General features: G+C 72.7%; 24 protein-coding genes and 1 riboswitch. Of the genes, 11 read left to right on the top strand and 13 right to left on the bottom strand.

The features are described from left to right. The first annotated feature begins 1 nt into the window (after nt 1). Nucleotides 2-958, top strand: coding sequence for an ABC transporter substrate-binding protein (locus OHA99_RS14090; RefSeq protein ID WP_366472646.1), 957 nt, complete (start codon nt 2-4; stop codon nt 956-958). 3 nt (nt 959-961) lie between these two features. Here the strand turns inward: OHA99_RS14090 and OHA99_RS14085 are convergent, their stop codons facing one another. Genes OHA99_RS14085 through OHA99_RS14075 form a run of 3 tightly spaced genes read right to left on the bottom strand, consistent with a single transcriptional unit; the run spans nt 962 to nt 2,651 of the window. Further along, entirely contained in the window at nt 962-1,696 is a 735-nt protein-coding gene (locus OHA99_RS14085; RefSeq protein ID WP_381506788.1) for an isocitrate lyase/phosphoenolpyruvate mutase family protein, read from the bottom strand. After that, a complete protein-coding gene (locus tag OHA99_RS14080) occupies nt 1,690-2,136 on the bottom strand; it encodes a carboxymuconolactone decarboxylase family protein (protein WP_405695994.1) in 447 nt (148 codons plus the stop codon). Before OHA99_RS14080 ends, OHA99_RS14085 begins: the two co-directional genes overlap by 7 nt. Then, nucleotides 2,133-2,651 carry a carboxymuconolactone decarboxylase family protein gene (locus tag OHA99_RS14075; protein ID WP_405695992.1) on the bottom strand — a complete coding sequence of 173 codons (519 nt, stop codon included), beginning with the start codon at nt 2,649-2,651 and terminating at the stop codon, nt 2,133-2,135. Before OHA99_RS14075 ends, OHA99_RS14080 begins: the two co-directional genes overlap by 4 nt. A gap of 47 nt (nt 2,652-2,698) precedes the next feature. Between OHA99_RS14075 and OHA99_RS14070 the strand changes: the two genes are divergently transcribed. Then, the gene (locus OHA99_RS14070) at nt 2,699-4,087 is read left to right on the top strand and encodes a PLP-dependent aminotransferase family protein (RefSeq protein WP_405695991.1); all 1,389 of its coding nucleotides are present in this window, start codon (nt 2,699-2,701) and stop codon (nt 4,085-4,087) included. 89 nt (nt 4,088-4,176) lie between these two features. Then, nucleotides 4,177-4,264, top strand: a riboswitch (ZMP/ZTP riboswitch). A 35-nt stretch (nt 4,265-4,299) separates the two neighbouring features. Continuing rightward, nucleotides 4,300-5,745, top strand: coding sequence for a glycine hydroxymethyltransferase (locus tag OHA99_RS14065; protein WP_164383504.1), 1,446 nt, complete (start codon nt 4,300-4,302; stop codon nt 5,743-5,745). An 82-nt stretch (nt 5,746-5,827) separates the two neighbouring features. Here the strand turns inward: OHA99_RS14065 and OHA99_RS14060 are convergent, their stop codons facing one another. Further along, nucleotides 5,828-6,478: a hypothetical protein gene (locus OHA99_RS14060; RefSeq protein ID WP_381501181.1), complete on the bottom strand. Its 651-nt coding sequence runs from the start codon at nt 6,476-6,478 to the stop codon at nt 5,828-5,830. A gap of 133 nt (nt 6,479-6,611) precedes the next feature. Between OHA99_RS14060 and trpS the strand changes: the two genes are divergently transcribed. Both trpS and OHA99_RS14050 read left to right on the top strand, forming a co-directional pair. Further along, nucleotides 6,612-7,625: a tryptophan--tRNA ligase gene (gene trpS / locus OHA99_RS14055; protein WP_405695989.1), complete on the top strand. Its 1,014-nt coding sequence runs from the start codon at nt 6,612-6,614 to the stop codon at nt 7,623-7,625. 188 nt (nt 7,626-7,813) lie between these two features. Then, nucleotides 7,814-8,392: a 2'-5' RNA ligase family protein gene (locus tag OHA99_RS14050; RefSeq protein ID WP_054099287.1), complete on the top strand. Its 579-nt coding sequence runs from the start codon at nt 7,814-7,816 to the stop codon at nt 8,390-8,392. A 7-nt stretch (nt 8,393-8,399) separates the two neighbouring features. Here OHA99_RS14050 and OHA99_RS14045 read toward each other — a convergent pair whose 3' ends face one another. Beyond that, entirely contained in the window at nt 8,400-9,155 is a 756-nt protein-coding gene (locus tag OHA99_RS14045) for a decaprenylphospho-beta-D-erythro-pentofuranosid-2-ulose 2-reductase (protein WP_405695987.1), read from the bottom strand. A 40-nt stretch (nt 9,156-9,195) separates the two neighbouring features. Then, nucleotides 9,196-10,596 (bottom strand): FAD-binding oxidoreductase, encoded by a 1,401-nt coding sequence (locus OHA99_RS14040; protein WP_165685025.1) that lies wholly within the window; start codon nt 10,594-10,596, stop codon nt 9,196-9,198. A 142-nt stretch (nt 10,597-10,738) separates the two neighbouring features. Between OHA99_RS14040 and OHA99_RS14035 the strand changes: the two genes are divergently transcribed. Genes OHA99_RS14035 through OHA99_RS14020 form a run of 4 tightly spaced genes read left to right on the top strand, consistent with a single transcriptional unit; the run spans nt 10,739 to nt 13,594 of the window. Beyond that, nucleotides 10,739-11,245, top strand: coding sequence for a phosphatase PAP2 family protein (locus tag OHA99_RS14035; protein ID WP_054099286.1), 507 nt, complete (start codon nt 10,739-10,741; stop codon nt 11,243-11,245). After that, a complete protein-coding gene (locus OHA99_RS14030) occupies nt 11,242-12,207 on the top strand; it encodes a decaprenyl-phosphate phosphoribosyltransferase (protein WP_153178293.1) in 966 nt (321 codons plus the stop codon). Before OHA99_RS14035 ends, OHA99_RS14030 begins: the two co-directional genes overlap by 4 nt. Further along, entirely contained in the window at nt 12,201-12,674 is a 474-nt protein-coding gene (locus OHA99_RS14025) for a GtrA family protein (RefSeq protein WP_153178292.1), read from the top strand. The genes OHA99_RS14030 and OHA99_RS14025 overlap by 7 nt, the downstream gene beginning before the upstream one ends. Beyond that, nucleotides 12,662-13,594, top strand: coding sequence for a YihY/virulence factor BrkB family protein (locus OHA99_RS14020; RefSeq protein WP_228126122.1), 933 nt, complete (start codon nt 12,662-12,664; stop codon nt 13,592-13,594). The genes OHA99_RS14025 and OHA99_RS14020 overlap by 13 nt, the downstream gene beginning before the upstream one ends. Here OHA99_RS14020 and OHA99_RS14015 read toward each other — a convergent pair. Then, entirely contained in the window at nt 13,542-14,816 is a 1,275-nt protein-coding gene (locus OHA99_RS14015; RefSeq protein ID WP_366472641.1) for a D-alanyl-D-alanine carboxypeptidase, read from the bottom strand. The two genes, OHA99_RS14020 and OHA99_RS14015, sit on opposite strands and share 53 nt — an antisense overlap. A 91-nt stretch (nt 14,817-14,907) precedes the next feature. Between OHA99_RS14015 and OHA99_RS14010 the strand changes: the two genes are divergently transcribed. Further along, nucleotides 14,908-15,147: an SCO4848 family membrane protein gene (locus tag OHA99_RS14010; RefSeq protein WP_003974124.1), complete on the top strand. Its 240-nt coding sequence runs from the start codon at nt 14,908-14,910 to the stop codon at nt 15,145-15,147. A 36-nt stretch (nt 15,148-15,183) separates the two neighbouring features. After that, the gene (locus OHA99_RS14005; protein ID WP_405695985.1) at nt 15,184-16,521 is read left to right on the top strand and encodes a metallophosphoesterase; all 1,338 of its coding nucleotides are present in this window, start codon (nt 15,184-15,186) and stop codon (nt 16,519-16,521) included. Here the strand turns inward: OHA99_RS14005 and OHA99_RS14000 are convergent. From OHA99_RS14000 to sdhA, 6 genes are all read right to left on the bottom strand, one after another. After that, complete coding sequence (locus OHA99_RS14000; protein ID WP_153178288.1) at nt 16,512-17,267, bottom strand: TetR family transcriptional regulator; 756 nt, start codon at nt 17,265-17,267, stop codon at nt 16,512-16,514. The genes OHA99_RS14005 and OHA99_RS14000 overlap by 10 nt on opposite strands. Nucleotides 17,268-17,278: 11 nt before the next feature. Then, nucleotides 17,279-17,818: a thiol-disulfide oxidoreductase DCC family protein gene (locus tag OHA99_RS13995; protein ID WP_153178287.1), complete on the bottom strand. Its 540-nt coding sequence runs from the start codon at nt 17,816-17,818 to the stop codon at nt 17,279-17,281. Between the two features lie 4 nt (nt 17,819-17,822). Beyond that, on the bottom strand, nt 17,823-18,230 hold the full coding sequence (locus OHA99_RS13990) for a hypothetical protein (protein ID WP_007444148.1): 408 nt from the start codon (nt 18,228-18,230) through the stop codon (nt 17,823-17,825). Between the two features lie 85 nt (nt 18,231-18,315). Then, nucleotides 18,316-18,726 carry a VOC family protein gene (locus tag OHA99_RS13985; RefSeq protein WP_007444150.1) on the bottom strand — a complete coding sequence of 137 codons (411 nt, stop codon included), beginning with the start codon at nt 18,724-18,726 and terminating at the stop codon, nt 18,316-18,318. Between the two features lie 147 nt (nt 18,727-18,873). Beyond that, nucleotides 18,874-19,647: a succinate dehydrogenase iron-sulfur subunit gene (locus tag OHA99_RS13980; protein ID WP_007444152.1), complete on the bottom strand. Its 774-nt coding sequence runs from the start codon at nt 19,645-19,647 to the stop codon at nt 18,874-18,876. Next, nucleotides 19,647-21,401, bottom strand: a complete 1,755-nt coding sequence (gene sdhA / locus OHA99_RS13975; RefSeq protein WP_153178286.1) for a succinate dehydrogenase flavoprotein subunit — start codon at nt 21,399-21,401, stop codon at nt 19,647-19,649. Before sdhA ends, OHA99_RS13980 begins: the two co-directional genes overlap by 1 nt. Nucleotides 21,402-21,415 lie beyond the last annotated feature (14 nt).

The raw sequence follows: 21,415 nt of genomic DNA, 5'->3' as shown, positions 1-21,415 counted from the left end.
CATGCGGGTACGCGCCACCACCGCCGTGGCCTCGGCCGCCGCGCTGACCCTGCTCACCGGCTGCGGCGCCGCCGACATGACCAAGCAGGCGTCCCCGTACGCCAACGCCCAGGGCGCCAAGACCGTCACCCTGTCCGTGCAGTCCTGGGTCGGCGCCCAGGCCAACGTGGCCGTCGCCCAGTACCTGCTGGAGCACGAGCTGGGCTACCGCGTCGACACCGTCCAGGTCGACGAGGTCCCCGCCTGGGACGCGCTCAGCCAGGGCCGCGTCGACGCCATCCTGGAGGACTGGGGCCACCCCGAGCAGGAACAGCGCTACGTCCAGGACAAGAAGACCATCGCCGCCGGCGGCGACCTCGGCGTCACCGGGCACATCGGCTGGTTCGTGCCGACGTACTTCGCGAAGAAGCACCCGGACGTCACGAACTGGAAGAACCTCAACAAGTACGCCGACCTGCTGCGCACCGCGGAGAGCGGCGGCAAGGGCCAGCTCCTGGACGGCTCGCCGTCCTACGTCACCAACGACAAGGCCCTGGTGAAGAACCTGAACCTGGACTACCAGGTCGTCTTCGCCGGCTCCGAGGCCGCCCAGATCACCCAGATGCAGCAGTTCGCCAAGGAGAAGAAGCCCTTCCTCAGCTACTGGTACACCCCCCAGTGGCTGATGCAGAAGGTGCCGATGACCGAGGTGAAGCTGCCGCCGTACGAGGAGGGCTGCGACGCCGACCCGGCGAAGGTCGACTGCGCCTACCCGGTCACCCCGCTGCAGAAGTACCTCAACGCCGACTTCGCGAAGAACGGCGGCGACGCGGCCGAGTTCCTGAGGAACTTCAAGTGGACGACCGAGGACCAGAACGAGGTCTCCCTGATGATCGCCGAGAAGAAGATGCGGCCCCAGGTGGCGGCGGAGAAGTGGGTGGACAGCCACAAGTCCGTCTGGAAGAAGTGGCTGCCCTGACCCTCAACGCGGCAGCCGGGCCGCGAGCCGTTCCGCGTTCTCCCGCACCGCCCGTTCGGCGTGCCGCTGGAGACCCGGCCCGAACGTGACCCGGGTGGCCCCGAGTCCGCCGAGTACGGCGGGCGAGGGGCCCTCCCCGGGACGCGCGAGGACGTTCATCGGCCCCCGGATCCCGGCCCGCAGCAGCGGCAGTACGGCGGCCGGGGCGGCGATCGGATACACGCAGTCGGCGCCCGCGGCGACGTACGCGGCGGCCCGCTCGACCGCCGCCCCCGGATCCTCCACGTCCCGGACGAACGTGTCGATCCGGGCGTTCAGGAACAGGCGGTCGCCGGCCGCCTCCCGCACCCCGGCCAGCCACTCGGCGTGCTCCGCCGGGTCCTTGAGCCCCTCGGGGGTGGAGTCCTCCAGGTTGCAGCCCACGGCGCCCGCCTCGAGGAGCCGTTCCACCAGCTCCTTCGGCGCCAGCCCGTACCCGTCCTCCACGTCCGCCGACACGGGCACGTCCACGGCGCGCACGATCCGCGCGACGGCCGCGAACATCTCGTCGGCCGGGGTCGACCCGTCCGCGTACCCGAGCGAGGCCGCCACCCCGGCGCTCGGTGTCGCGAGCGCCGGGAACCCCGCCTCCGCGAACACCCGCGCGCTCGCCGCGTCCCAGGGGCCCGGCAGGACCAGGGGATCGTCCGCGGCACGGCCGTGGTGCAGGGCGCGGAACCGCTCGACGCCGGTCACCACGCGGTGCCTCCCGCGGGAATCCGGCGGGTCACCATCAGCCGGTTCCAGCTGTTGATCGCCGCGATCAGCGCCAGCAGGTGCGCCAGCGCGTCGGCGTCGAAGTGCCGGGCGGCCTCCTCCCACACCGCGTCGGGCACGAAGCCCTCCGTCAGCACCGTCACCGCCTCGGTCAGCGCCAGCGCCGCCCGCACCCGGCCGTCGAAGACCTCACCGGCCTCCTCCCAGGCGGCCAGCAGATCCAGCTGCGCCTCACTCACGCCCTGCTCGCGCGCGATGCCGAGGTGCATGTCCAGGCAGTAGGCGCAGTGGTTGAGCAGCGAGGCGCGGATCTGCACCAGCTCGGCCAGACCCGTGTCGCCGAGCCCCCGCTTGGCTGCGGCGCCCACCGCCCGCAGCGCGGAGTGGACGCCGCCGTCCAGGTATGTCGTACGTGCCGTCACGCGTGCTGCCCCGGCGTGTAGTGGCCCGGCGTCAGCCGGCAGGTCACCCCGAAGCGGTTCCAGGCGTTGATCACCGTGATCGCGGCGATCAGCTGCGCCAGCTCGGGCTCGTCGAAGTACTCGGCGGCCCTCTCGTACACCGCGTCCGGCACGAAACCGTCGGTCAGCACGGTGACGGCCTCGGTCAGCTCGATCGCCGCCAGCTCCCTCTCCGTGTAGAAGTGCCGCGACTCCTCCCAGGCCGCGAGCTGCACGATCCGCTCCACGCTCTCCCCGGCCGCGAGCGCGTCCTTGGTGTGCATGTCCAGGCAGAAGGCGCAGTGGTTGAGCTGCGAGGCGCGGATCTTCACCAGCTCCCGCACCTTCGGGTCGAGGCCCTGCGCGGCGGCCTTCTCCAGGCGCAGCATCGCCTTCCAGACCTCGGGCGCGTGCTTGGCCCACTCCAGTCGGGGCGCGTGCTCGGCGGCGAAGGGCTCGGCGGCGGTGTTCTCGGTGGTCGTCGTGTTCGTGGTCATGCCACCGACCCTAGGAGCGATGCAGCCCAGGAGTATGGTCCATTCTCATGGCGGAATCCTGGGCCACTTTCGGCGTCGACCTGCACCTGGACCGGTCGGGCCCCGGTCTGCGCCGGGGTCTCACCGAGGCGCTGCGCGAGGCCGTACGGGGCGGTCGGCTGACGCCCGGCACCCGGCTGCCCTCCTCCCGTTCGCTCGCCGCCGACCTGGGCGTGGCCCGCAACACGGTCGCCGAGGTCTACGCCGACCTGATCGCCGAGGGCTGGCTCGCCGCCCGCCAGGGCTCCGGGACGCGGGTCGCCGACCGCACCCCCGCCGCCCCGGAGCGGCGCCGGGCACCCCATCCGCGCGAGCCCGCCCGCCCGGCCTACGACCTCGCCCCGGGCACGCCCGAACTCGCCTCCTTCCCCCGCGCCCAGTGGCTCCGGGCCGCCCGCCGCGCCCTGTCCGCCGCCCCCGACCAGGCACTCGGCTACGGCGACCCCCGCGGCCGCGTGGAGCTGCGCACCGCCCTCGCCGGATACCTGTCCCGGGCCCGGGGCGTGCACGCCGACCCCGACCGGATCGTGGTGTGCGCCGGCTTCCTCGGCGGCCTCGGCGTCCTCGCCGAACTGCTGCGCCGCCGGGGCGGGGACACCGTCGCCGTCGAGTCCTACGGCCTGCCCCACCACCGCCGGCTCCTCCGGAACGCGGGCTGCCGCACGCCCCCGCTGCCCTTCGACGACCGCGGCACCCTGCCGCCCGACGGCCCGGCCGACGCCGACGCCGTCCTGCTGACCCCCTCCCACCAGTTCCCCCTCGGCCTCCCGCTGCCCCCCGAGCGCCGGACCGCCGTGATCGACCGGGCCCGCCGCGCCGGCGGCCTGGTCCTCGAGGACGACTACGACGGCGAGTTCCGCTACGACCGCCAGCCCGTCGGCGCCCTCCAGGGCCTGGACCCCGACCGCGTCGTCTACCTGGGCACCGCCAGCAAGTCCCTCGCCCCCGCCCTGCGCCTGGGCTGGCTGGTCCTGCCGCCCGCGCTGGTCGAGGAGGCCATGGACGTCATGGCGGGCCGCGTCCCCGGCGTCCTCGACCAGCTGACCCTCGCCGCGTTCCTGTCCTGCGGCGACTACGACCGCCACGTCCGCTCCGCCCGCCTGCGCTACCGGCGCCGCCGCGACGCCCTGGTGGCCGCCCTCGCCGAACGGGCCCCCGGCGTCCGCGTCACCGGCATCGCCGCCGGACTCCACGCCGTCCTCGAACTGCCGCCCGGCACCGAGCGGCAGACCGTGCGCGCCGCCGCCTGGCACGGGCTCGCGGTGCACGGCCTGTCCATGTTCCGGCACCCCGAGGCGTCCGTCCCCGCACGGGACGCCCTCGTCGTCGGCTACGGCACCCCGCCCGACCACGCCTGGGCGGGGGCACTGGACGCCCTGTGCCGTGCGCTGCCGTAGCGGCCGGCCCCGAGGGAGGCCGGGCCCCGAGGGCCGGCCCTCCCGCATCCCGGACACTCCGGCACCGCCCGAACCCAGCGGGTACCCTGACCCCGGGCCGTGACTGGCGCGCAGGGATGGGACGAACCATCGGGAAGCGGCCCGCGACACCGAGAGCCGTGCGCCTGGGCCATCCGTACCGTGAACGCTGAAACCGACGTCCGGAGGACCCCGTGCCCGCAGAGATCTCACCCGAGTCCACCGCCTACCGCGCCGCGCTCGACGTGATCCGCACCGTCGAACCGCGCGTGGCGGACGCCATCGGCCAGGAGGTCGCCGACCAGCGCGAGATGCTCAAGCTGATCGCCTCGGAGAACTACGCCTCCCCGGCCACGCTCCTGGCGATGGGCAACTGGTTCAGCGACAAGTACGCCGAGGGCACCATCGGCCGCCGCTTCTACGCCGGCTGCCGCAACGTCGACACCGTCGAGTCCCTCGCCGCCGAGCACGCGCGCGAACTCTTCGGCGCCCGCCACGCCTACGTCCAGCCGCACTCCGGCATCGACGCCAACCTGGTCGCCTTCTGGGCCGTCCTCGGCGCCCGCGTCGAGGTGCCCTTCCTGGAGAAGACCGGCGCCCGCCAGGTCAACGACCTCACCGACGCCGACTGGGCCGAGCTGCGGCAGGCGTTCGGCAACCAGCGGATGCTCGGCATGTCCCTGGACGCCGGCGGCCACCTCACCCACGGCTTCCGGCCCAACATCTCCGGCAAGATGTTCGACCAGCGCTCCTACGGCACCGACCCGGCCACCGGCCTCATCGACTACGAGGCCCTGCGCGCCTCGGCCCGCGAGTTCAAGCCGCTGATCATCGTCGCGGGCTACTCCGCGTACCCCCGGCTGGTGAACTTCCGGATCATGCGCGAGATCGCCGACGAGGTCGGCGCGACCCTCATGGTCGACATGGCGCACTTCGCGGGCCTCGTCGCGGGCAAGGTGCTCACCGGCGACTTCGACCCGGTCCCGCACGCCCAGATCGTCACGACGACCACGCACAAGTCGCTGCGCGGCCCGCGCGGCGGCATGGTCCTGTGCGACGACTCCCTCAAGGACCAGGTCGACCGCGGCTGCCCGATGGTCCTCGGCGGCCCGCTCCCGCACGTCATGGCCGCCAAGGCCGTCGCCCTCGCCGAGGCCCGGCAGCCCGCGTTCCAGGACTACGCCCAGCGCATCGTGGACAACGCCCGCGCCCTCGCCGAGGGGCTGACCAAGCGCGGCGCCACCCTGGTCACCGGCGGCACCGACAACCACCTCAACCTGATCGACGTGGCGTCCTCCTACGGCCTCACCGGCCGCCAGGCCGAGGCCGCCCTGCTCGACTCCGGCATCGTCACCAACCGCAACGCCATCCCGGCCGACCCGAACGGCGCCTGGTACACCTCCGGCATCCGCATCGGCACCCCGGCGCTGACCACGCGCGGCCTCGGCACGGCGGAGATGGACGAGGTCGCGGGCCTCATCGACCGCGTCCTCACCGCCACCGAGCCCGGCACCACCAAGTCCGGCGCCCCCTCCAAGGCCTCCCACGTCCTCGACGCGAAGGTCGCCGACGAGATCGCGCACCGCGCGACCGACCTGGTGGCCGGCTTCCCGCTGTACCCGGAGATCGACCTCGGCTGAGCGGCCGCGGGGCTCTGGAGGCCGCGGGGCTCTGGAGGCCGCGAGGCGCTAGAGGCCGCGAGGCGCTAGAGGCCGCGAGGCGCTAGAGGTCGATCAGCTCCTGACGCGGCTCCCCGCGCGGCGGTCCGGCACGGTACCGGTCCGCCGCGCGGCGGGTCAGCAGCGTCCCCGCGACGCCCGCGCCGAGTCCGGCGGCGGCCCACCACACCCCGTCCGGCGCTCCGCCGTCCCCTCCGGCGCCCGCCCCGCCCGCCGCGAGGAAGCCCTCGTCGGTCAGCCGCTCGTAGGGGCGCAGTGGTACCCGGTGCCAGCGGACGTCGTCGTCCGTCAGGTCCGGCGCCAGGTCCGAGCGCACCCACGGGGTGCCGTCCTCCGCGAGGAAGAACTGGTCCTGACGGAGCATCGCCACGTCCCCGCCCGGCGCCCGCTGCGTCTGCGGCCACCCCCCGACGCCGGTCAGTCCCCACAGCACGGTGAACCGCACCGGTGGCCGCCGACCCTCCGTCCAGGCCTCCGGTACCCGTTCCGTGCCCGTGAAGCCCGGTTCGAGCAGGCTGCGCAGCCGGTCGAAGTCGGTCTCGCCCGCGTGCCAGGACGCCGTCCGCCCGTCACCCGCCCACACGACCACGGCCACGTCCGGCTCGTCGACGGCCCGAGCACCGTCACCGTCCACCGCGACGGCCCCCGCCGGACCCGCCCACCACAGCGCCGCGGCCGCCGCCACCGCGCCCATCCACCTCCACCGTCCGCGCACAGGGCCCCCTCCCACTCGCTCCCGCCCTTGTTACACCCCTGGACACGGAATGGAGCCCCCCTGTACCGAACCAGTGCCCGACCGCGCCCGGAAGCCTGAGAGAATGGTGAACATGGCCAACGATCGTCCTCGCGTGCTCTCCGGTATCCAGCCGACCTCCGGCTCGTTCCACCTCGGCAACTACCTCGGCGCCGTCCGCCAGTGGGTCGACATGCAGGACACCCACGACGCCTTCTACATGGTCGTCGACCTGCACGCGATCACGGTCCCGCAGGACCCGAAGGAGCTGCGCCAGAACACCCGCGTCGCCGCCGCCCAGCTCCTCGCGGCCGGTCTGGACCCGGAGCGCTGCACCCTGTTCGTGCAGAGCCACGTCCCCGAGCACGCGCAGCTCGGCTGGCTGATGAACTGCATCACCGGCTTCGGCGAGGCCTCCCGGATGACGCAGTTCAAGGACAAGTCCGCCAAGCAGGGCAACGACCGCACCACCGTCGGCCTGTTCACGTACCCGATGCTGATGGTCGCCGACATCCTGCTCTACCAGGCCGACCACGTCCCCGTCGGCGAGGACCAGCGCCAGCACCTGGAGCTGACCCGCGACCTCGCGGACCGCTTCAACCAGACCTACGGCGACGCCTTCACCGTGCCGACCGCCCACATCCTCAAGGAGACGGCGAAGATCTACGACCTTCAGGACCCGACCGCCAAGATGAGCAAGTCGGCGGCCACCCCGAAGGGCCTGATCAACCTGCTCGACGAGCCGAAGGCCACCGCGAAGAAGGTGAAGAGCGCGGTCACCGACACCGACACCGTCGTCCGGTTCGACCGCGAGCACAAGCCCGGCGTCAGCAACCTCCTGTCCATCTACTCCACCCTCACCGGCGCCGAGATCGCCGAGCTGGAGCAGAAGTACGAGGGCAAGGGCTACGGCGCGCTGAAGACGGACCTCGCCGACGTCGTCGTGGAGTTCGTCACCCCCTTCCGGGAGCGCACCCAGCAGTACCTGGACGACCCGGAGACGCTCGACGCGATCCTCGCCAAGGGCGCGGAGAAGGCCAGGGCCGTCGCCGCGGAGACCCTCGCCCGGGCGTACGACCGGCTGGGCCTCCTGCCCGCCAAGCACTGACCCGCGACGCCCACCGCCGCACCGTCCGCGACCTCGCCCGGGACACCGGACCGGGCACCGTCCGTGCGCCCCGGCGTGCCGCCGTAGCGCTGCACATCACTCCGGTTGCGCCTGCCCACGGCACGGCGGTGGCCGTACAGTCGATATCCGGGTGTCCGGCCGAAGGACACACAACGACAGGAGACGAAGTGGGGACCGTAACGATCGGCGTGTCGATCGCGGTCCCGGAGCCTCACGGCAGCAAGCTCCAGCAGCTGCGCGCGGGCTTCGGCGACGCCGCCGCTCACGGCATCCCCACGCACGTCACCCTGCTGCCGCCGACCGAGGTCGACGGCGCCGCGCTGCCCGCCGTCGAGGCGCACCTGGCGGAGGTGGCGGCGCGCGGCCGGCCCTTCCCGATGCGGCTGTCCGGCACCGGGACCTTCCGCCCGCTCTCGCCCGTCGTCTTCGTCCAGGTGGTCGAGGGCGCGGCGGCCTGCTCCTGGCTCCAGAAGCGGGTGCGCGACGCGTCCGGCCCGGTCCCCCGCGAACTGCAGTTCCCGTACCACCCGCACGTCACCGTGGCGCACGGCATCGACGAGGCGGCGATGGACCGCGCCTACGAGGAGCTGTCCGACTACGAGGCCCAGTGGCCCTGCACCGGCTTCGCGCTGTACGAGCAGGGCGCCGACGCGGTCTGGCGCAAGCTGCGCGAGTTCCCCTTCGGCAGCGCCACCGTGCCCCCGCAGGCCGGACGCGTGGAGAGCGGCTCCCTGCCGACGCGGTAGCCGCGTCCTACATCGGCAGCCGCCGGAACACCGTCCGCGGCAGATGCCGCACCGCCGCCATCACCACCCGCAGCGCCCCCGGCACCCACACCGTCTCCGAGCGCCGCCGCAGCCCCAGCTCGATGGCCGTGGCGACCGCCTCGGGGGTCGTGGCGAGCGGAGCCTGAGCCATCCCCTCGGTCATCCGCGACCGCACGAACCCGGGGCGTACGACCATGACGTGCACACCCGTGCCGTGCAGCGCGTCGCCCAGGCCCTGCGCGAAGGCGTCCAGGCCCGCCTTGCTGGAGCCGTAGATGAAGTTGGCGCGGCGGGCCCGCTCCCCGGCGACGGAGGAGAGCACCACCAGCGAGCCGTGCCCCTGCGTCTGGAGGGAGCGGGCGGCGACCAGCCCGGCCGAGACCGCGCCGGTGTAGTTGGTCTGCGCGACCCGTACGGCGTTCAGCGGCTCGCGCTCGTCGTGCGCCTGGTCGCCCAGGATGCCGAAGGCGAGCAGCACCAGGTCGATGTCGCCCTCGGCGAACACCTTGCCGAGCGCCGCCTCGTGGCCCTCGGGGTCCAGGGCGTCGAAGGCGACGGTGCGCACCTCGGCGCCGAGGTCCCGCAGCTGCCCGGCGGCCGCGTCCAGGGCGGGGGAGGGGCGACCGGCCAGCCACACCGTGCGGGTGCGGCGGGCCACCAGACGGCGCGCGGTGGCCAGCGCGATCTCGGACGTACCGCCGAGGACGAGGAGGGACTGGGGGAGGCCGAAGGCGTCCTTCACGGCTGCTCCAGACAGGTCGGGGAGGGCAGGGGCACACGGGTCACAGGGCGAGGCGGCGGGCCAGGTCGGAGACGAACACCCCGCGCGGGTCCAGCTCCGCGCGCAGGGCGCGGAAGTCGTCCAGGCGGGGGTACATCGCGGCGAGCAGGTCCGGGCGCAGCCGGGAATCCTTGGCGAGGTAGACCCGGCCGCCCGCGTCCGCGACCTCCTCGTCCAGCTCGTCCAGGAACGCGCCGAGGCCGGGCAGGCCCGCCGGGATGTCCAGGGCGAGGGTCCAGCCGGGCACAGGGAAGGAGAGCCAGCCCGGGTCGGCCTCGCCGAAGCGCTTGAGGACGGCCAGGAAGGACGGGCAGCGGCGCTCGGAGATCCGCCGCACGATCGAGCGCAGGGCCTCCTCCCGGCCGTGTCCGACGACGAACTGGTACTGCACGAAGCCGCCCCGGCCGTATACCCGGTTCCAGTGCGGGACGCCGTCCAGGGGGTGGAAGAAGGTGGAGATCCGCTGGAGCCGGCCCCGGCTCTCCCGGGGTGCCTTGCGGTACCAGAGTTCGTTGAAGAGCCCCACCGTCGTCCGGCTGAGCAGTCCGCCCGGCAGGAAGTCGGGGGTCGCGGGAAGGCGGGAGGTGCGGAAGGCCAGCGGTTCGCGCCGGGCGCGTGAGCGGGCGGGCAGCGCGTCCAGTGCCTCCAGCGGTGCGTGGTCGCCGCGGGTGAGCACCGCGCGGCCCGTCGCCCGGCCGCGTGCGAGGAGGTCGATCCAGGCGACCGAGTAGCGGTAGCGGTGGTCGGTGGCGGTCAGCCGGGCCATCAGGTCGTCCAGGTCGGCGGCGCGCTCGGTGTCCACCGACATCAGCGCCGTCCCGACCGGCTGGAGCCGCAGCGTCGCGGTGAGGATCACCCCGGTCAGCCCCATGCCGCCGGCGGTCGCGTCGAACAGGGGCGTGCCCGGCGCGACGGTGCGGACCCGGCCGTCGGCGGTGAGCAGCTCCAGGGAGAGCACGTGCCGCGAGAAGGACCCCGACACGTGGTGGTTCTTGCCGTGGATGTCCGCGCCGATCGCGCCGCCGACCGTCACGTACCGGGTGCCGGGCGTCACCGGCACGAACCAGCCCAGCGGCAGCAGCACCTCCATCAGCCGGTGCAGGGAGACGCCCGCGTCGCACAGCACGGTGCCGCCGGAGACGTCGACGGCGTGCACCCGGTCCAGGGCCGTCATGTCCAGCACGGCGCCCCCGGCGTTCTGCGCCGCGTCCCCGTACGCCCGTCCCAGACCCCGCGCGATGCCGCCGCGCACCCCGCAGTCACGGACGGCGACGGCCGCCTCCTCGTACGTCCGGGGACGGACGACGAGCGCCCCGGTGGGCGCCGTACGGCCCCAGCCGGTGACGGTGTCCCAGTCGGCGTCGGGGTCCCGGGTGGCGTCGGGAGCGGTGTCGGCAGACATGGCGGTGACCGTATCGCCCTGTCCATCCCTGAGTGAATGATTAGTTCCAAAACATCCACCGCATCCCTGAAACGGGTGATTAATGGTATGTCGCCCCGGCGAGCCCGCCTTCCCGTGCGACGGGCGTGGACAGTGAGTCCACATGGACGACCTCGACGACATGGACCACCGGATCGTCACCGCGCTCAGGGCCTGCGGCACCGACCCGCGCGTCGCGGGCGCGGCGCGCGCCCTGTCCTGGGCCGGGGAGCACGGCGCGCTGTGGCTCGCGGCGGGCCTCACCGCGGCCGCCGTGGACGCGCCCCGGCGCACCGCCTGGCTGCGCGGCACCGCGCTCACCGCCGGCGCCCACGTCGTCAGCATGGGCGTGAAGCGGGTCGTGCGCCGCCCCCGCCCCGCGCACGTCGTCCCCCTGGTGCGCACCGCGGGCCGGCACTCCTTCCCCAGCTCCCACGCCACCTCGGCCACCGCGGCCGCCGTCGTCTTCGGGGCGCTCGGGGTGCGGGCCGCCTGGCCGCTCGCCGCCGCCGTGTGCGCCTCCCGGCTGGTCGTCGGCGTCCACTACCCCACCGACGTCGCGGCGGGCGCCGCCCTCGGCGCGCTCACGGCGCGTCTCGGCGCCGACTGGATGCGCGGAGGCACCCGTTGACCGACACGGCCGTCACCGACACCGCCCTCCTGACCCCACGCCCCCCGGAACCGGGGCAGGAGCCCGCACCGCCCCGCGCGGGAGGCGTCCTCGCCGGGCTGCTGCGCACCGCACGCCCCCGCCAGTGGACCAAGAACGTCCTGGTCGTCGCCGCCCCGGCCGCCGCCGGTGAGCTGTTCTCCGTCCACGCCGCGGGCCGGCTCGCGCTGGTCTTCGTCCTGTTCACCCTCTGCGCCGCCGCCGTCTACCTCGTCAACGACGCCCGCGACGCCGAGGCCGACCGCGCCCACCCCGTCAAACGGCACCGCCCGGTCGCCGCCGGACAGGTCCCGGCCCCGCTCGCCCACGCCGTCGGCGGCGCCCTCGGCGTCCTCGCGCCCGTCGCCGCGGCCTGGCTGTGCCCCCCGCCCGTCGCGGCCCTGCTCACCGCCTACCTGGTGATGCAACTGGCGTACTGCGTCAGCCTCAAGCACGTCCTGGTCGTCGACCTCGCCGTCGTCACCACCGGTTTCCTGATGCGGGCGATGATCGGCGGACTCGCGCTCGGCATCCCGCTGTCGCGCTGGTTCCTCATCACCACCGGCTTCGGCGCCCTGTTCATGGTCGCCGCCAAGCGCTACTCCGAAGCCGTGCAGATGGCCGGAAAGGACGGCGCCACGCGCGCGCTGCTCACCGAGTACACCACCGGCTACCTCCGCTTCGTCTGGCAGCTCGCCGCCGGGGTCGCCGTCCTCGGCTACTGCCTGTGGGCCATGGAGGAGGGCGGCGTCCCGCACACCAGCGTGCTGCCCTGGCGCCAGCTCTCCGTGATCCCCTTCGTCCTCGCCGTCCTGCGCTACGCCGTCTTCGCCGACCGCGGCACCGCCGGCGAACCCGAGGACGTCGTCCTGCGCGACCGCGCCCTCGCGCTGATCGGCGCGGTCTGGCTCGCGATGTACGGGCTGGCGGTGGCCAATTGGTAGCCGACCGCCGCGAACTGCTGGGCTTCGCCTCCGCCGGGCTGCTCGCCTACGCCGTCGACCTCGCCCTCTTCACCTGCCTGCGCGGCCCGGCCGGACTCGACCCGCTCACCGCCAAGGCCCTCTCCTTCGTCGCGGGCTGCTCGGTCGCCTACGCGGGCAACGCGCTCGGCACCTACCGCCACCTCGGCCGCCCCCGGGGCCTGCGCCCCTGCGCCGTGTTCTTCGCCGTGAACGCCGCCGGCGCCGCCGTACAGCTGCTCTGCCTGGCCGTCAGCCACTACGGCCTCGGTCTCACCTCGCAGCGCGCCGACACGGTCTCCGGAGCCGGCGTCGGCATGCTCCTGGGCACGATCCTGCGCTTCTGGGGCACAAGAACACTGGTCTTCCGGTCCGGCGACGGACCGGGCGGCCGGACGAGATCATGGAACGGGACGAGCGGGGGCAGGGTCGGATCATGGACTGGCTGAAGAAGCTCCCCGTCGTGGGGCCCTGGATCGCGCGCCTGATGACCACGCACGCGTGGCGCTCGTACGAACGCCTCGACCGGGTGAAGTGGTCCCGGCTGGCCGCCGCCATGACCTTCACCAGCTTCGTCGCGCTCTTCCCGCTGCTCAGCCTCGCCGCCGCCGTCGCCGCCGCCACGCTCAACAAGCAGCAGCAGGACAAGCTCCAGGACAAGCTCGCCGACCAGATCCCCGGCATCTCCGACCAGCTGAACATCCAGGGCCTCGTCGACAACGCCGGCACCGTCGGCGTGATCTCCGCGCTCCTGCTGCTGTTCACCGGCATGGGCTGGATCGAGGCCACCCGCGGCTGTCTGCGCGCCGTGTGGGAGCTGCCCGACGAGGAGGAGAACCCGGTCCTGCACCGGGCCAAGGACGCGGGCGTCCTCGTCGGCCTCGGCGGGGCGCTGCTGATCACCGTCGGCATCTCCACCGTCGCCTCGGCGCTGGTGGGCTGGATCATCCGCACGATCGGCCTCGCCGAGGGCGGTGTCGGCGGCGTCCTGCTCTACGTCGCCGCCTTCGCCGTCGCCGTCCTCGCCGACTTCCTGCTGCTCCTCTACGTCCTGACCCTGCTCCCCGGCGTCCAGCCCGAACGCCGCCGCCTGGTGGTGGCCGCGCTGATCGGCGCGGTCGGCTTCGAACTGCTGAAGCTGCTGCTCAGCGGCTACATCCAGGGCGTCGCCGCGAAGAGCATGTACGGCGCCTTCGGCGTCCCCGTCGCCCTGCTGCTGTGGATCAACTTCACCGCCAAGCTGGTGCTGTTCTGCGCCTCCTGGACGGCGACGGGCAGCAAGGCGCAGGAACTGGGGGAGCCGGGCGACGAGGACGTCACGGACGGGTCCGGCGGCGGACCAGGTCCGGCAGCGGCCACTTCCGGTTGATCAGGAACGCGCCGCCCGCGAGCAGCACCAGCACCCCGGCGGTGATACCGGCGGCGATCCCGACCCCGCCGGAGCCGTCCGCGGCCGGGGCGCCCGCCACCGGCTCCGTGCCGACCGCGCCCTTCCCGGTGCCGCCGGCCTCACCCGAGGCCTCGGCCGAGGGGCTCGCCTGAGCGGCGCTCCTCGGGCCCACCAGCTGCCCCACCGGCCGCGCCTTGCCGGCCGCCTCGAAACCCCAGTCGAAGAGGCGGGCGGTCTCCTTGTAGACCGCGTTGTGCTCGTCCTTGGCCGGGTGCATCACGGTGACGAGCAGCACCTTGCCGCCCCGCTCGGCCACGCCCGTGAAGGTGTTGCCCGCGTTGGTGGTGTAGCCGTTCTTGACGCCCGCGATGCCCGGGTAGACCTCGACGTCGTAGTCGCCGGCCAGCAGCCGGTTGGTGTTCTGGATCTCGAAGGGCTTACGGGTCGTCTTCCCCTTCTTGTCCTTCTTGGTCTCCCCCGGGAACTTCGCCCGGACGGTCGACGCGTACTCGCGGAAGTCCTTCTTCTGCAACCCCGACCGGGCGAAGAGCGTCAGGTCGTACGCGGACGACACCTGCCCCGGCATGTCGTAGCCGTCGGGGCTGACCACGGTGGTGTCGAGGGCCTGCAACTCCTCGGCGTGCGCGTTCATGTCCGCGACGGTCTTGTCGACACCGTCGTTCATCGCGGACAGCACGTGCACCGCGTCGTTGCCGGAGCGCAGGAAGACCCCGAGCCACAGGTCGTGGACCGTGTACGTCTCCTCCTCCTTGACGCCGACCATGCTGGACCCGGCGCCGATGCCCGCGAGGTCGGACACCGCGACCTTGTGCTTCGTGGTCTTCGGCCACTTCGGCAGCAGCGTGTCCGCGAACAGCATCTTCAGGGTGCTCGCCGGGGCCAGCCGCCAGTGCGCGTTGTGCGCGGCCAGCACGTCGCCCGACTCGGCGTCCGCCACGATCCACGAACGGGCCGTGAGGTCCTTCGGCAGCACCGGCGCCCCGCCCGCCAGGTCCACCTGCGTCCCGGGCTTGCCCAGCCTCGGGCCGCCCACGGTCGACATCGACGCCGGCGGAGTGGCCGACGGGCTCGTCGACGGGCTCGGGGCGGCGAGCGCGGCGGGGGAGAGCAGGGCGAGCGCGGTCAGGACGGCGGAGGTGACCGTCAGGGACCGCCTGAGGGCCTTCTTGGGAGCGGGCACGAGCGGAAACGTACCCCCAGTGATCGCGTCGGGCCCACCCCCCTCCCCACCCCGCGCACGGATCCGGACAGCGTGCGGCGATACTGAAACCATGAAGCTCAGCCGCCCCGTCTCCTGGTTCCTGCTCGCTTTCGGGGTGTGGAGCTGGATCATCTGGATCACTTTCGTCAAAAACCTGGTCAAGGACGGCAGCGGGCTCGCCTTCGAGGACGGCGACCCGACGGCGTACTTCTGGGTGCACCTGCTGCTCGCGATCGTCTCCTTCGTATTGGGGACGGTCGTCGGGGTCATCGGGTTGCGCGGCGTGCGCGCACTGCGCCGAACGTCATAGGCGTCGAGGACGTCACAACCGAGGGGATACGACGGCATGGTGGTCGTCTTCGTGCTGGTCGCGTTGCTGATGGTGGGCGTCCTCGTGACGGCCAACTGGTACGTGTGGCGGCGCCTGTTCCGCGACACGACCAGCGCTCCGGGCCCCGTGCGCCGGATCGGCGCGGCGGTGATCGCCGGGGGCTGGCTGCTGGCCGTCGGCGCGCTGGTCGCCGAGCGCGCGGGCGCGCCGTTCTGGCTCCAGCGGGTCCTGGCCTGGCCGGGCTTCCTGTGGCTGGCCCTGTCGATCTACCTGCTGCTCGCGGTCCTCGCGGGCGAGGTCGTCCGGCCGCTGCTGCGGTGGTTCCTGGAGCGCCGGGCGGCCGCGCGGCGGACGGAGGGCGCGGAGGCGCCGGCCGCCCCGGCCGAGGACCCGAAGCGCATACCGGCCGGCACGGCCCCGCCGAAGGCACCCGAGACGCCCGAGGCACCCGAGACGCGTGAGGTGCCCGAGGCGCCCGGAGCGCCGGGCCGCGGTGCCGGCAGCACGTCACCGGGCCCCCTGGCCGTCCCCTCCCGACGCCTGTTCGTCTCCCGCGTCGTCGCGGGTGCCGCCGCCGCGGCGGCCGTCGGCACGGTCGGCTACGGCACGTACGGCGTGCTGAGCGGCCCGAAGGTGAAGCGGGTCACCGTGCCGCTGGCCAAGCTCCCGCGCGCGGCGCACGGATACCGCATCGCCGTCGTCAGCGACATCCACCTGGGTCCGGTGCTCGGCCGGGGCTTCGCGCAGAAGGTCGTCGACACCATCAACTCCACGCAGCCCGACCTGATCGCCGTCGTCGGCGACCTCGTCGACGGCAGCGTCAAGGACCTCGGCCCGGCCGCCGCCCCGCTGGCCCAGCTCAAGGCACGGCACGGCGCGTACTTCGTCACCGGCAACCACGAGTACTTCTCCGGCGCCGAGCAGTGGGTCGCCGAGGTGCGGCGGCTCGGGCTGCTCCCGCTGGAGAACGCCCGCACCGAGCTGCCCCACTTCGACCTCGCCGGCGTCAACGACATCGCGGGCGAGGACGAGGGCCAGGGCCCCGACTACGACCGGGCCCTCGGCGACCGGGACCGCTCCCGCGCCTGCGTGCTCCTCGCCCACCAGCCGGTGCAGATCCACGACGCCGTCGACCACGGCGTCGACCTCCAGCTCTCCGGCCACACCCACGGCGGCCAGCTCTGGCCCGGCAACCTCGTCGCGGGCGCCGCCAACCCGACGCTGGCGGGCCTGGACCGCTACGGCGACACCCAGCTCTACGTCAGCCGCGGCGCGGGCGCCTGGGGTCCGCCCACGCGTGTGGGGGCGCCCTCGGACATCACGGTGATCGAGCTGGCGTCCCGTCAGGCCTGAGGACCGGCATCCCGCGTCGGCTTCTTCGCGGGGTCCGGCATCACCCTCGTCATCCCCGGCAGGAAGTCCGTGAACAGCTCGTGCACCTCGCGCACCAGCGGGCGCAGCACCCGGAAGCGGGCCAGCACGACGCCCCGCGCGGTGAGCCGGGCGCCGCGCTCGGCGAGGCGGTAGCTGCGCTCGCGGCCCTCGGTGCGGTCGAAGATCCAGTACAGGACGAGACCCATCTGGGCGAGCCACATCAGCTCGGGCAGGATGTCCCGCAGCTCCTCGGGCACCTTGGTCTTCGCCCCGGCGAGCACCGCGCGGTGGATGCTGATGGCCTCCTCGCGCGCGTGTTCCGACTCGGGGGAGAAGGGACTGAGCGGGCTGTCCGGGTCGGCGGCGTTCTTGAAGAACTGCACCGCGAACTCGTGGTAGGGCGTGGCGATGTCCAGCCAGACCTTCAGCACGCCCGCCAGCCGGGCCTCCAGGTCGGTCTCCCTGGCCAGGACCTCGCGGACCGCCGCCCGGTGCTCGGCGGCGATCCGGTCGTAGAAGCCCTGGATCAGGTGTTCCTTGCCGGCGAAGTAGTAGTACGCGTTGCCGACGGAGACCCCGGCCTCCTGGGCGATGGCCCGCATCGTGGTCCGGTCGTATCCGCGTTCCTGGAACAGCCGCATGGCCGTCTCCAGGATCAGCGCGCGGGTCTGCTCGGACTTGCTGAGGTGGGCGCCGTCGTCGGGGCCGTCGTGGGTCGCAGGCACGGGTACAGAGCCTATCCAGTGGCGCAGGCGCCGTCGGCACAGCCCGGCCCCGCGTAGATCCACCCGAGGCCCGGCTCGTACGCCCACCCGTCGCCCGACCACCGCCCCTCACCGAGGCGCTGCGCGCCGCCCCTTCTGATGTCGGCCCGCCGGTACCCGTTGCCGCCCCACTGGCGCTGTCCGGCGCGCCACTTGGCGGCGGCCAGGACGGCCCCCCGGGCCAGCAGGGCGCCCTTGGGCGTGCTGAGCCGGTGGGCGAGCCCGCGGTACCGGCGCAGCGCCCACAGGACGACCACCCAGGCGGCGGCGCCCCGGTACACCTGCCCGGCGTCACCGATCGCGGTGACCTCGTCGAGGGTGGCCCCGTGGTCGAGCCCGGGGAAGCGCCTGCGCGCCTCCTCCGACGTGGCCGGGACCAGCTCGAGCGGCACCAGGCGGGGCTGGCGCAGCAGCCAGTCCCGTACATGCGTGCACAGGGCGCATTCGGCGTCGTAGAGGACGGTGAGCCGGCGCACGGGGGCGCCGGCCGTCGTCCCGGGAGCGGGAGCCATCGGCTCAGGCCCCGGCCGTCGGGGCCACCCAGCCCTGCGGCGGGACCGGGGGCAGCTGCTCGCGCTCCATCAGGCCGCGCCGCCGGATCTTGTTGAGCACGTACACGTTGCCCAGATGCATCACGCCGAGCACGAGGAGCACCACGCCGAGCTTGGTCGAGAGCGCCTCGAAGATGCCCCGGGTGTCGGCGATGGTGTCGTCGCCGCTCAGGTAGAGGGCGACGAAGCCGAGGTTGACCAGGTAGAAGCCGACCACCAGGAGGTGGTTGACGGCGTCGGCGAGCTTCTCGTTGCCGTGCAGGACGTCGGCGAGGAAGACCCGCCCGTTGCGGCTGAGCGTGCGGGCCACCCAGACGGTCAGACCGATGCTGACGACCAGGTAGATGACGTAGGCGATGACGGTGCGGTCCATGCCCCACCCCTTCTTGAACGCGTTCAAAACGCTGACAGGAGTGACTGTAGACCTGTTTTTGAACACGTTCAAGCGAGAGTTTCGCTCAAGGGCGGCGGCCCAGCTCCGGGCGCTTGGAGTAGTCCGTGAGGCCGATGACGTTGCCCCACGGGTCGGCGAACTCGACGGTCCAGCCGGTGGCCACGGGGAACGGCTCGTCCAGCGGCGGCACCCCCGCCTCGCGCAGCGACCGGGCGGCCACACGGGCGTCGGTCACCTCCAGCCACACCCGCGCGGAGGGCCACATCGGCGGCTGCCGGCCGAACTCCTCCTCCACCCGCAGCAGCAGCCCCGGCGTCTCCACGCCCACCTTCAGCAGGGCGATCCCGGCCTCGTCGAGCCGGTAGGCGACCGGGAACCCGGCCCGCTCGTAGAACCCGACGGCCTCACCGAGGTCCCCGACGGGCAGCAGCACGTTGTCGAACCCGAGCAGTTCGTACGACTCGTCATCTGACATGCCGTCAGGCTAGGACGATCGTCGCCCGGAACGGCTGATTGCCGGTCCGACCCCGCGGCAGGCTTACGCCGTCCGGCCGCAGGAACGCCGCAGGGCCCCGTCTCCAGGGGAAACGGGGCCCTGCGGCGGCCTACGGCCGTGCGGACGTCAGAAGCGGCGCGTGATCAGCGCTCGCTTCACCTCCGCGATGGCCTTGGTGACCTCGATGCCGCGCGGGCAGGCGTCCGTGCAGTTGAAGGTCGTGCGGCAGCGCCAGACGCCGTCGCGGTCGTTCAGGATCTCCAGCCGCTGCTCGCCGGCCTCGTCGCGCGAGTCGAAGATGAAGCGGTGGGCGTTGACGATCGCGGCCGGGCCGAAGTACTGGCCGTCGTTCCAGAACACCGGGCACGAGGACGTGCAGGCGGCGCACAGGATGCACTTGGTCGTGTCGTCGAAGCGCTCGCGGTCCTCGGCGGTCTGGAGGCGCTCACGCGTCGGCTCGTTGGTGTCCTTCGTGATCAGGAAGGGCATCACGTCCCGGTACGCCTGGAAGAACGGCTCCATGTCGACGACCAGGTCCTTGAGGACCGTCAGGCCCTTGATGGGCTCGACCGTGATCGGCTTCTCGGGGCTGAGGTCCTTGATCAGCGTCTTGCAGGCCAGGCGGTTCTTGCCGTTGATCCGCATGGCGTCCGAGCCGCAGATGCCGTGCGCGCAGGAACGGCGGAAGGTCAGGCTTCCGTCCAGGTCCCACTTGATCTTGTGCAGCGCGTCGAGGACGCGCTCCTTCGGGTCGATCTCCAGCTGGAAGTCTTCCCAGGTCGCCTCGGCCGCGACCTCCGGGTTGAACCGCCGGACGCGGAAGGTGACCGTGATGTACGGGGAGTCGGCGAACCCGGGCTCGGGGGCCGAGTCGTTCTTCTCCATGACAGGGGTAGCCATCAGTACTTACGCTCCATCGGCTGGTAGCGGGTCTGGACGACCGGCTTGTAGTCGAGCCGGATGGACTCGGCGCCGTCGTCGCCCACCTCGCGGTACGCCATGGTGTGGCGCATGAAGTTGACGTCGTCGCGGTTGGGGAAGTCCTCGCGGTAGTGACCGCCGCGCGACTCCTTGCGGGCGAGGGCGGACACCGCCATCACCTCGGCCAGGTCGAGCAGGTTGCCCAGCTCGACGGCCTCCAGCAGGTCGGTGTTGAAGCGCCGGCCCTTGTCCTGGATCGACACGTTCTTGTAGCGGGCGCGCAGCTCGGCGATCTTCTCGACGGCCGTCTTGATCGTCTGCTCGGTGCGGAACACCATGACGTTGGCGTCCATGCACTCCTGCAGCTCGCGGCGGATCGTCGCCACCCGCTCCGTGCCGGTGGACGAGCGCAGCCGCTCGATCTGCTCGACGACCAGCGACTCCGGGTCCTCGGGCAGCTCGACGAAGTCCGCCTTCTGCGCGTACTCCGCGGCGGCGATGCCCGCGCGGCGGCCGAAGACGTTGATGTCGAGCAGCGAGTTGGTGCCCAGGCGGTTGGCGCCGTGCACCGACACGCAGGCGACCTCGCCGGCCGCGTACAGGCCCGGTACGACGGTGGTGTTGTCGCTGAGGACCTCACCCTCGACGTTGGTCGGGATGCCGCCCATGGCGTAGTGCGCGGTCGGCTGGATCGGGATCGGGTCCGTGTAGGGCTCGATGCCGAGGTAGGTCCGCGCGAACTCCGTGATGTCGGGCAGCTTGGCGTCCAGCTGCTCCGGCGGGAGGTGGGTGAGGTCCAGGTAGACGTGGTCGCCCTCGGGACCGCAGCCGCGGCCCTCGCGGATCTCCGTGTAGATGGAGCGCGAGACGACGTCGCGGGAGGCGAGGTCCTTCATGACCGGCGCGTACTTCTCCATGAAGCGCTCGCCGTCCTTGTTGCGGAGGATGCCGCCCTCACCGCGGGCGCCCTCCGTCAGCAGGATGCCCATGCGCCAGATGCCGGTCGGGTGGAACTGGAAGAACTCCATGTCCTCCAGCGGCAGCCCGCGCCGGTACACGGCCGCCTGGCCGTCGCCGGTGAGCGTGTGCGCGTTGGAGGTCACCTTGAAGAACTTGCCGGTGCCGCCGGAGGCGTAGATCACGGACTTCGCCTGGAAGACGTGGATCTCGCCGGTCGCCAGCTCGTAGGCCACCACACCGGCGGACTTCTTGACGCCGTCGACCTCGGTGATCAGCTGGTCCAGGACGTAGAACTCGTTGAAGAACTCCACGCCCTCCTTGACACAGTTCTGATAGAGCGTCTGGAGGATCATGTGACCGGTGCGGTCGGCCGCGTAGCAGGAGCGGCGGACCGGGGCCTCGCCGTGGTTGCGGCTGTGACCGCCGAAACGGCGCTGGTCGATCGTCCCGTTGGGCGTCCGGTTGAACGGCAGGCCCATCTTCTCCAGGTCGAGGACCGAGTCGATGGCCTCCTTCGCCAGGATCTCGGCGGCGTCCTGGTCGACCAGGTAGTCACCGCCCTTGACCGTGTCGAAGGTGTGCCACTCCCAGTTGTCCTCCTCCACGTTGGCCAGCGCGGCGGCCATGCCGCCCTGCGCGGCGCCCGTGTGGGAGCGGGTGGGGTAGAGCTTCGTCAGCACGGCGGTGCGGCTGCGCTTGGTCGACTCGATGGCCGCGCGCATGCCGGCGCCACCGGCGCCGACGATGACGGTGTCGTACTTGTGTACCTTCATGATTTTCGCAGCCC

It is taken from the genome of Streptomyces coelicoflavus, from assembly GCF_045041415.1.
Taxonomy (GTDB): Bacteria; Actinomycetota; Actinomycetes; order Streptomycetales; family Streptomycetaceae; genus Streptomyces; species Streptomyces coelicoflavus.
Note: the sequence above shows the minus strand (reverse complement) of the source record. Positions and strands in the feature narration are given on the sequence as shown.

Bases quoted from the DNA above. Each gene is read 5' to 3' on its own strand.
- OHA99_RS14090 (WP_366472646.1), top strand. From the start codon at position 2: ATGCGGGTACGCGCCACCACCGCCGTGGCCTCGGCCGCCGCGCTGACC.
- OHA99_RS14075 (WP_405695992.1), bottom strand. From the start codon at position 2,651: ATGACCACGAACACGACGACCACCGAGAACACCGCCGCCGAGCCCTTC.
- OHA99_RS14070 (WP_405695991.1), top strand. From the start codon at position 2,699: ATGGCGGAATCCTGGGCCACTTTCGGCGTCGACCTGCACCTGGACCGG.
- OHA99_RS14060 (WP_381501181.1), bottom strand. From the start codon at position 6,478: ATGGGCGCGGTGGCGGCGGCCGCGGCGCTGTGGTGGGCGGGTCCGGCG.
- trpS (WP_405695989.1), top strand. From the start codon at position 6,612: ATGGCCAACGATCGTCCTCGCGTGCTCTCCGGTATCCAGCCGACCTCC.
- OHA99_RS14040 (WP_165685025.1), bottom strand. From the start codon at position 10,596: ATGTCTGCCGACACCGCTCCCGACGCCACCCGGGACCCCGACGCCGAC.
- OHA99_RS14035 (WP_054099286.1), top strand. From the start codon at position 10,739: ATGGACGACCTCGACGACATGGACCACCGGATCGTCACCGCGCTCAGG.
- OHA99_RS14020 (WP_228126122.1), top strand. From the start codon at position 12,662: ATGGACTGGCTGAAGAAGCTCCCCGTCGTGGGGCCCTGGATCGCGCGC.
- OHA99_RS14010 (WP_003974124.1), top strand. From the start codon at position 14,908: ATGAAGCTCAGCCGCCCCGTCTCCTGGTTCCTGCTCGCTTTCGGGGTG.
- OHA99_RS14005 (WP_405695985.1), top strand. From the start codon at position 15,184: ATGGTGGTCGTCTTCGTGCTGGTCGCGTTGCTGATGGTGGGCGTCCTC.
- OHA99_RS13995 (WP_153178287.1), bottom strand. From the start codon at position 17,818: ATGGCTCCCGCTCCCGGGACGACGGCCGGCGCCCCCGTGCGCCGGCTC.
- OHA99_RS13990 (WP_007444148.1), bottom strand. From the start codon at position 18,230: ATGGACCGCACCGTCATCGCCTACGTCATCTACCTGGTCGTCAGCATC.
- OHA99_RS13985 (WP_007444150.1), bottom strand. From the start codon at position 18,726: ATGTCAGATGACGAGTCGTACGAACTGCTCGGGTTCGACAACGTGCTG.
- OHA99_RS13980 (WP_007444152.1), bottom strand. From the start codon at position 19,647: ATGGCTACCCCTGTCATGGAGAAGAACGACTCGGCCCCCGAGCCCGGG.
- sdhA (WP_153178286.1), bottom strand. From the start codon at position 21,401: ATGAAGGTACACAAGTACGACACCGTCATCGTCGGCGCCGGTGGCGCC.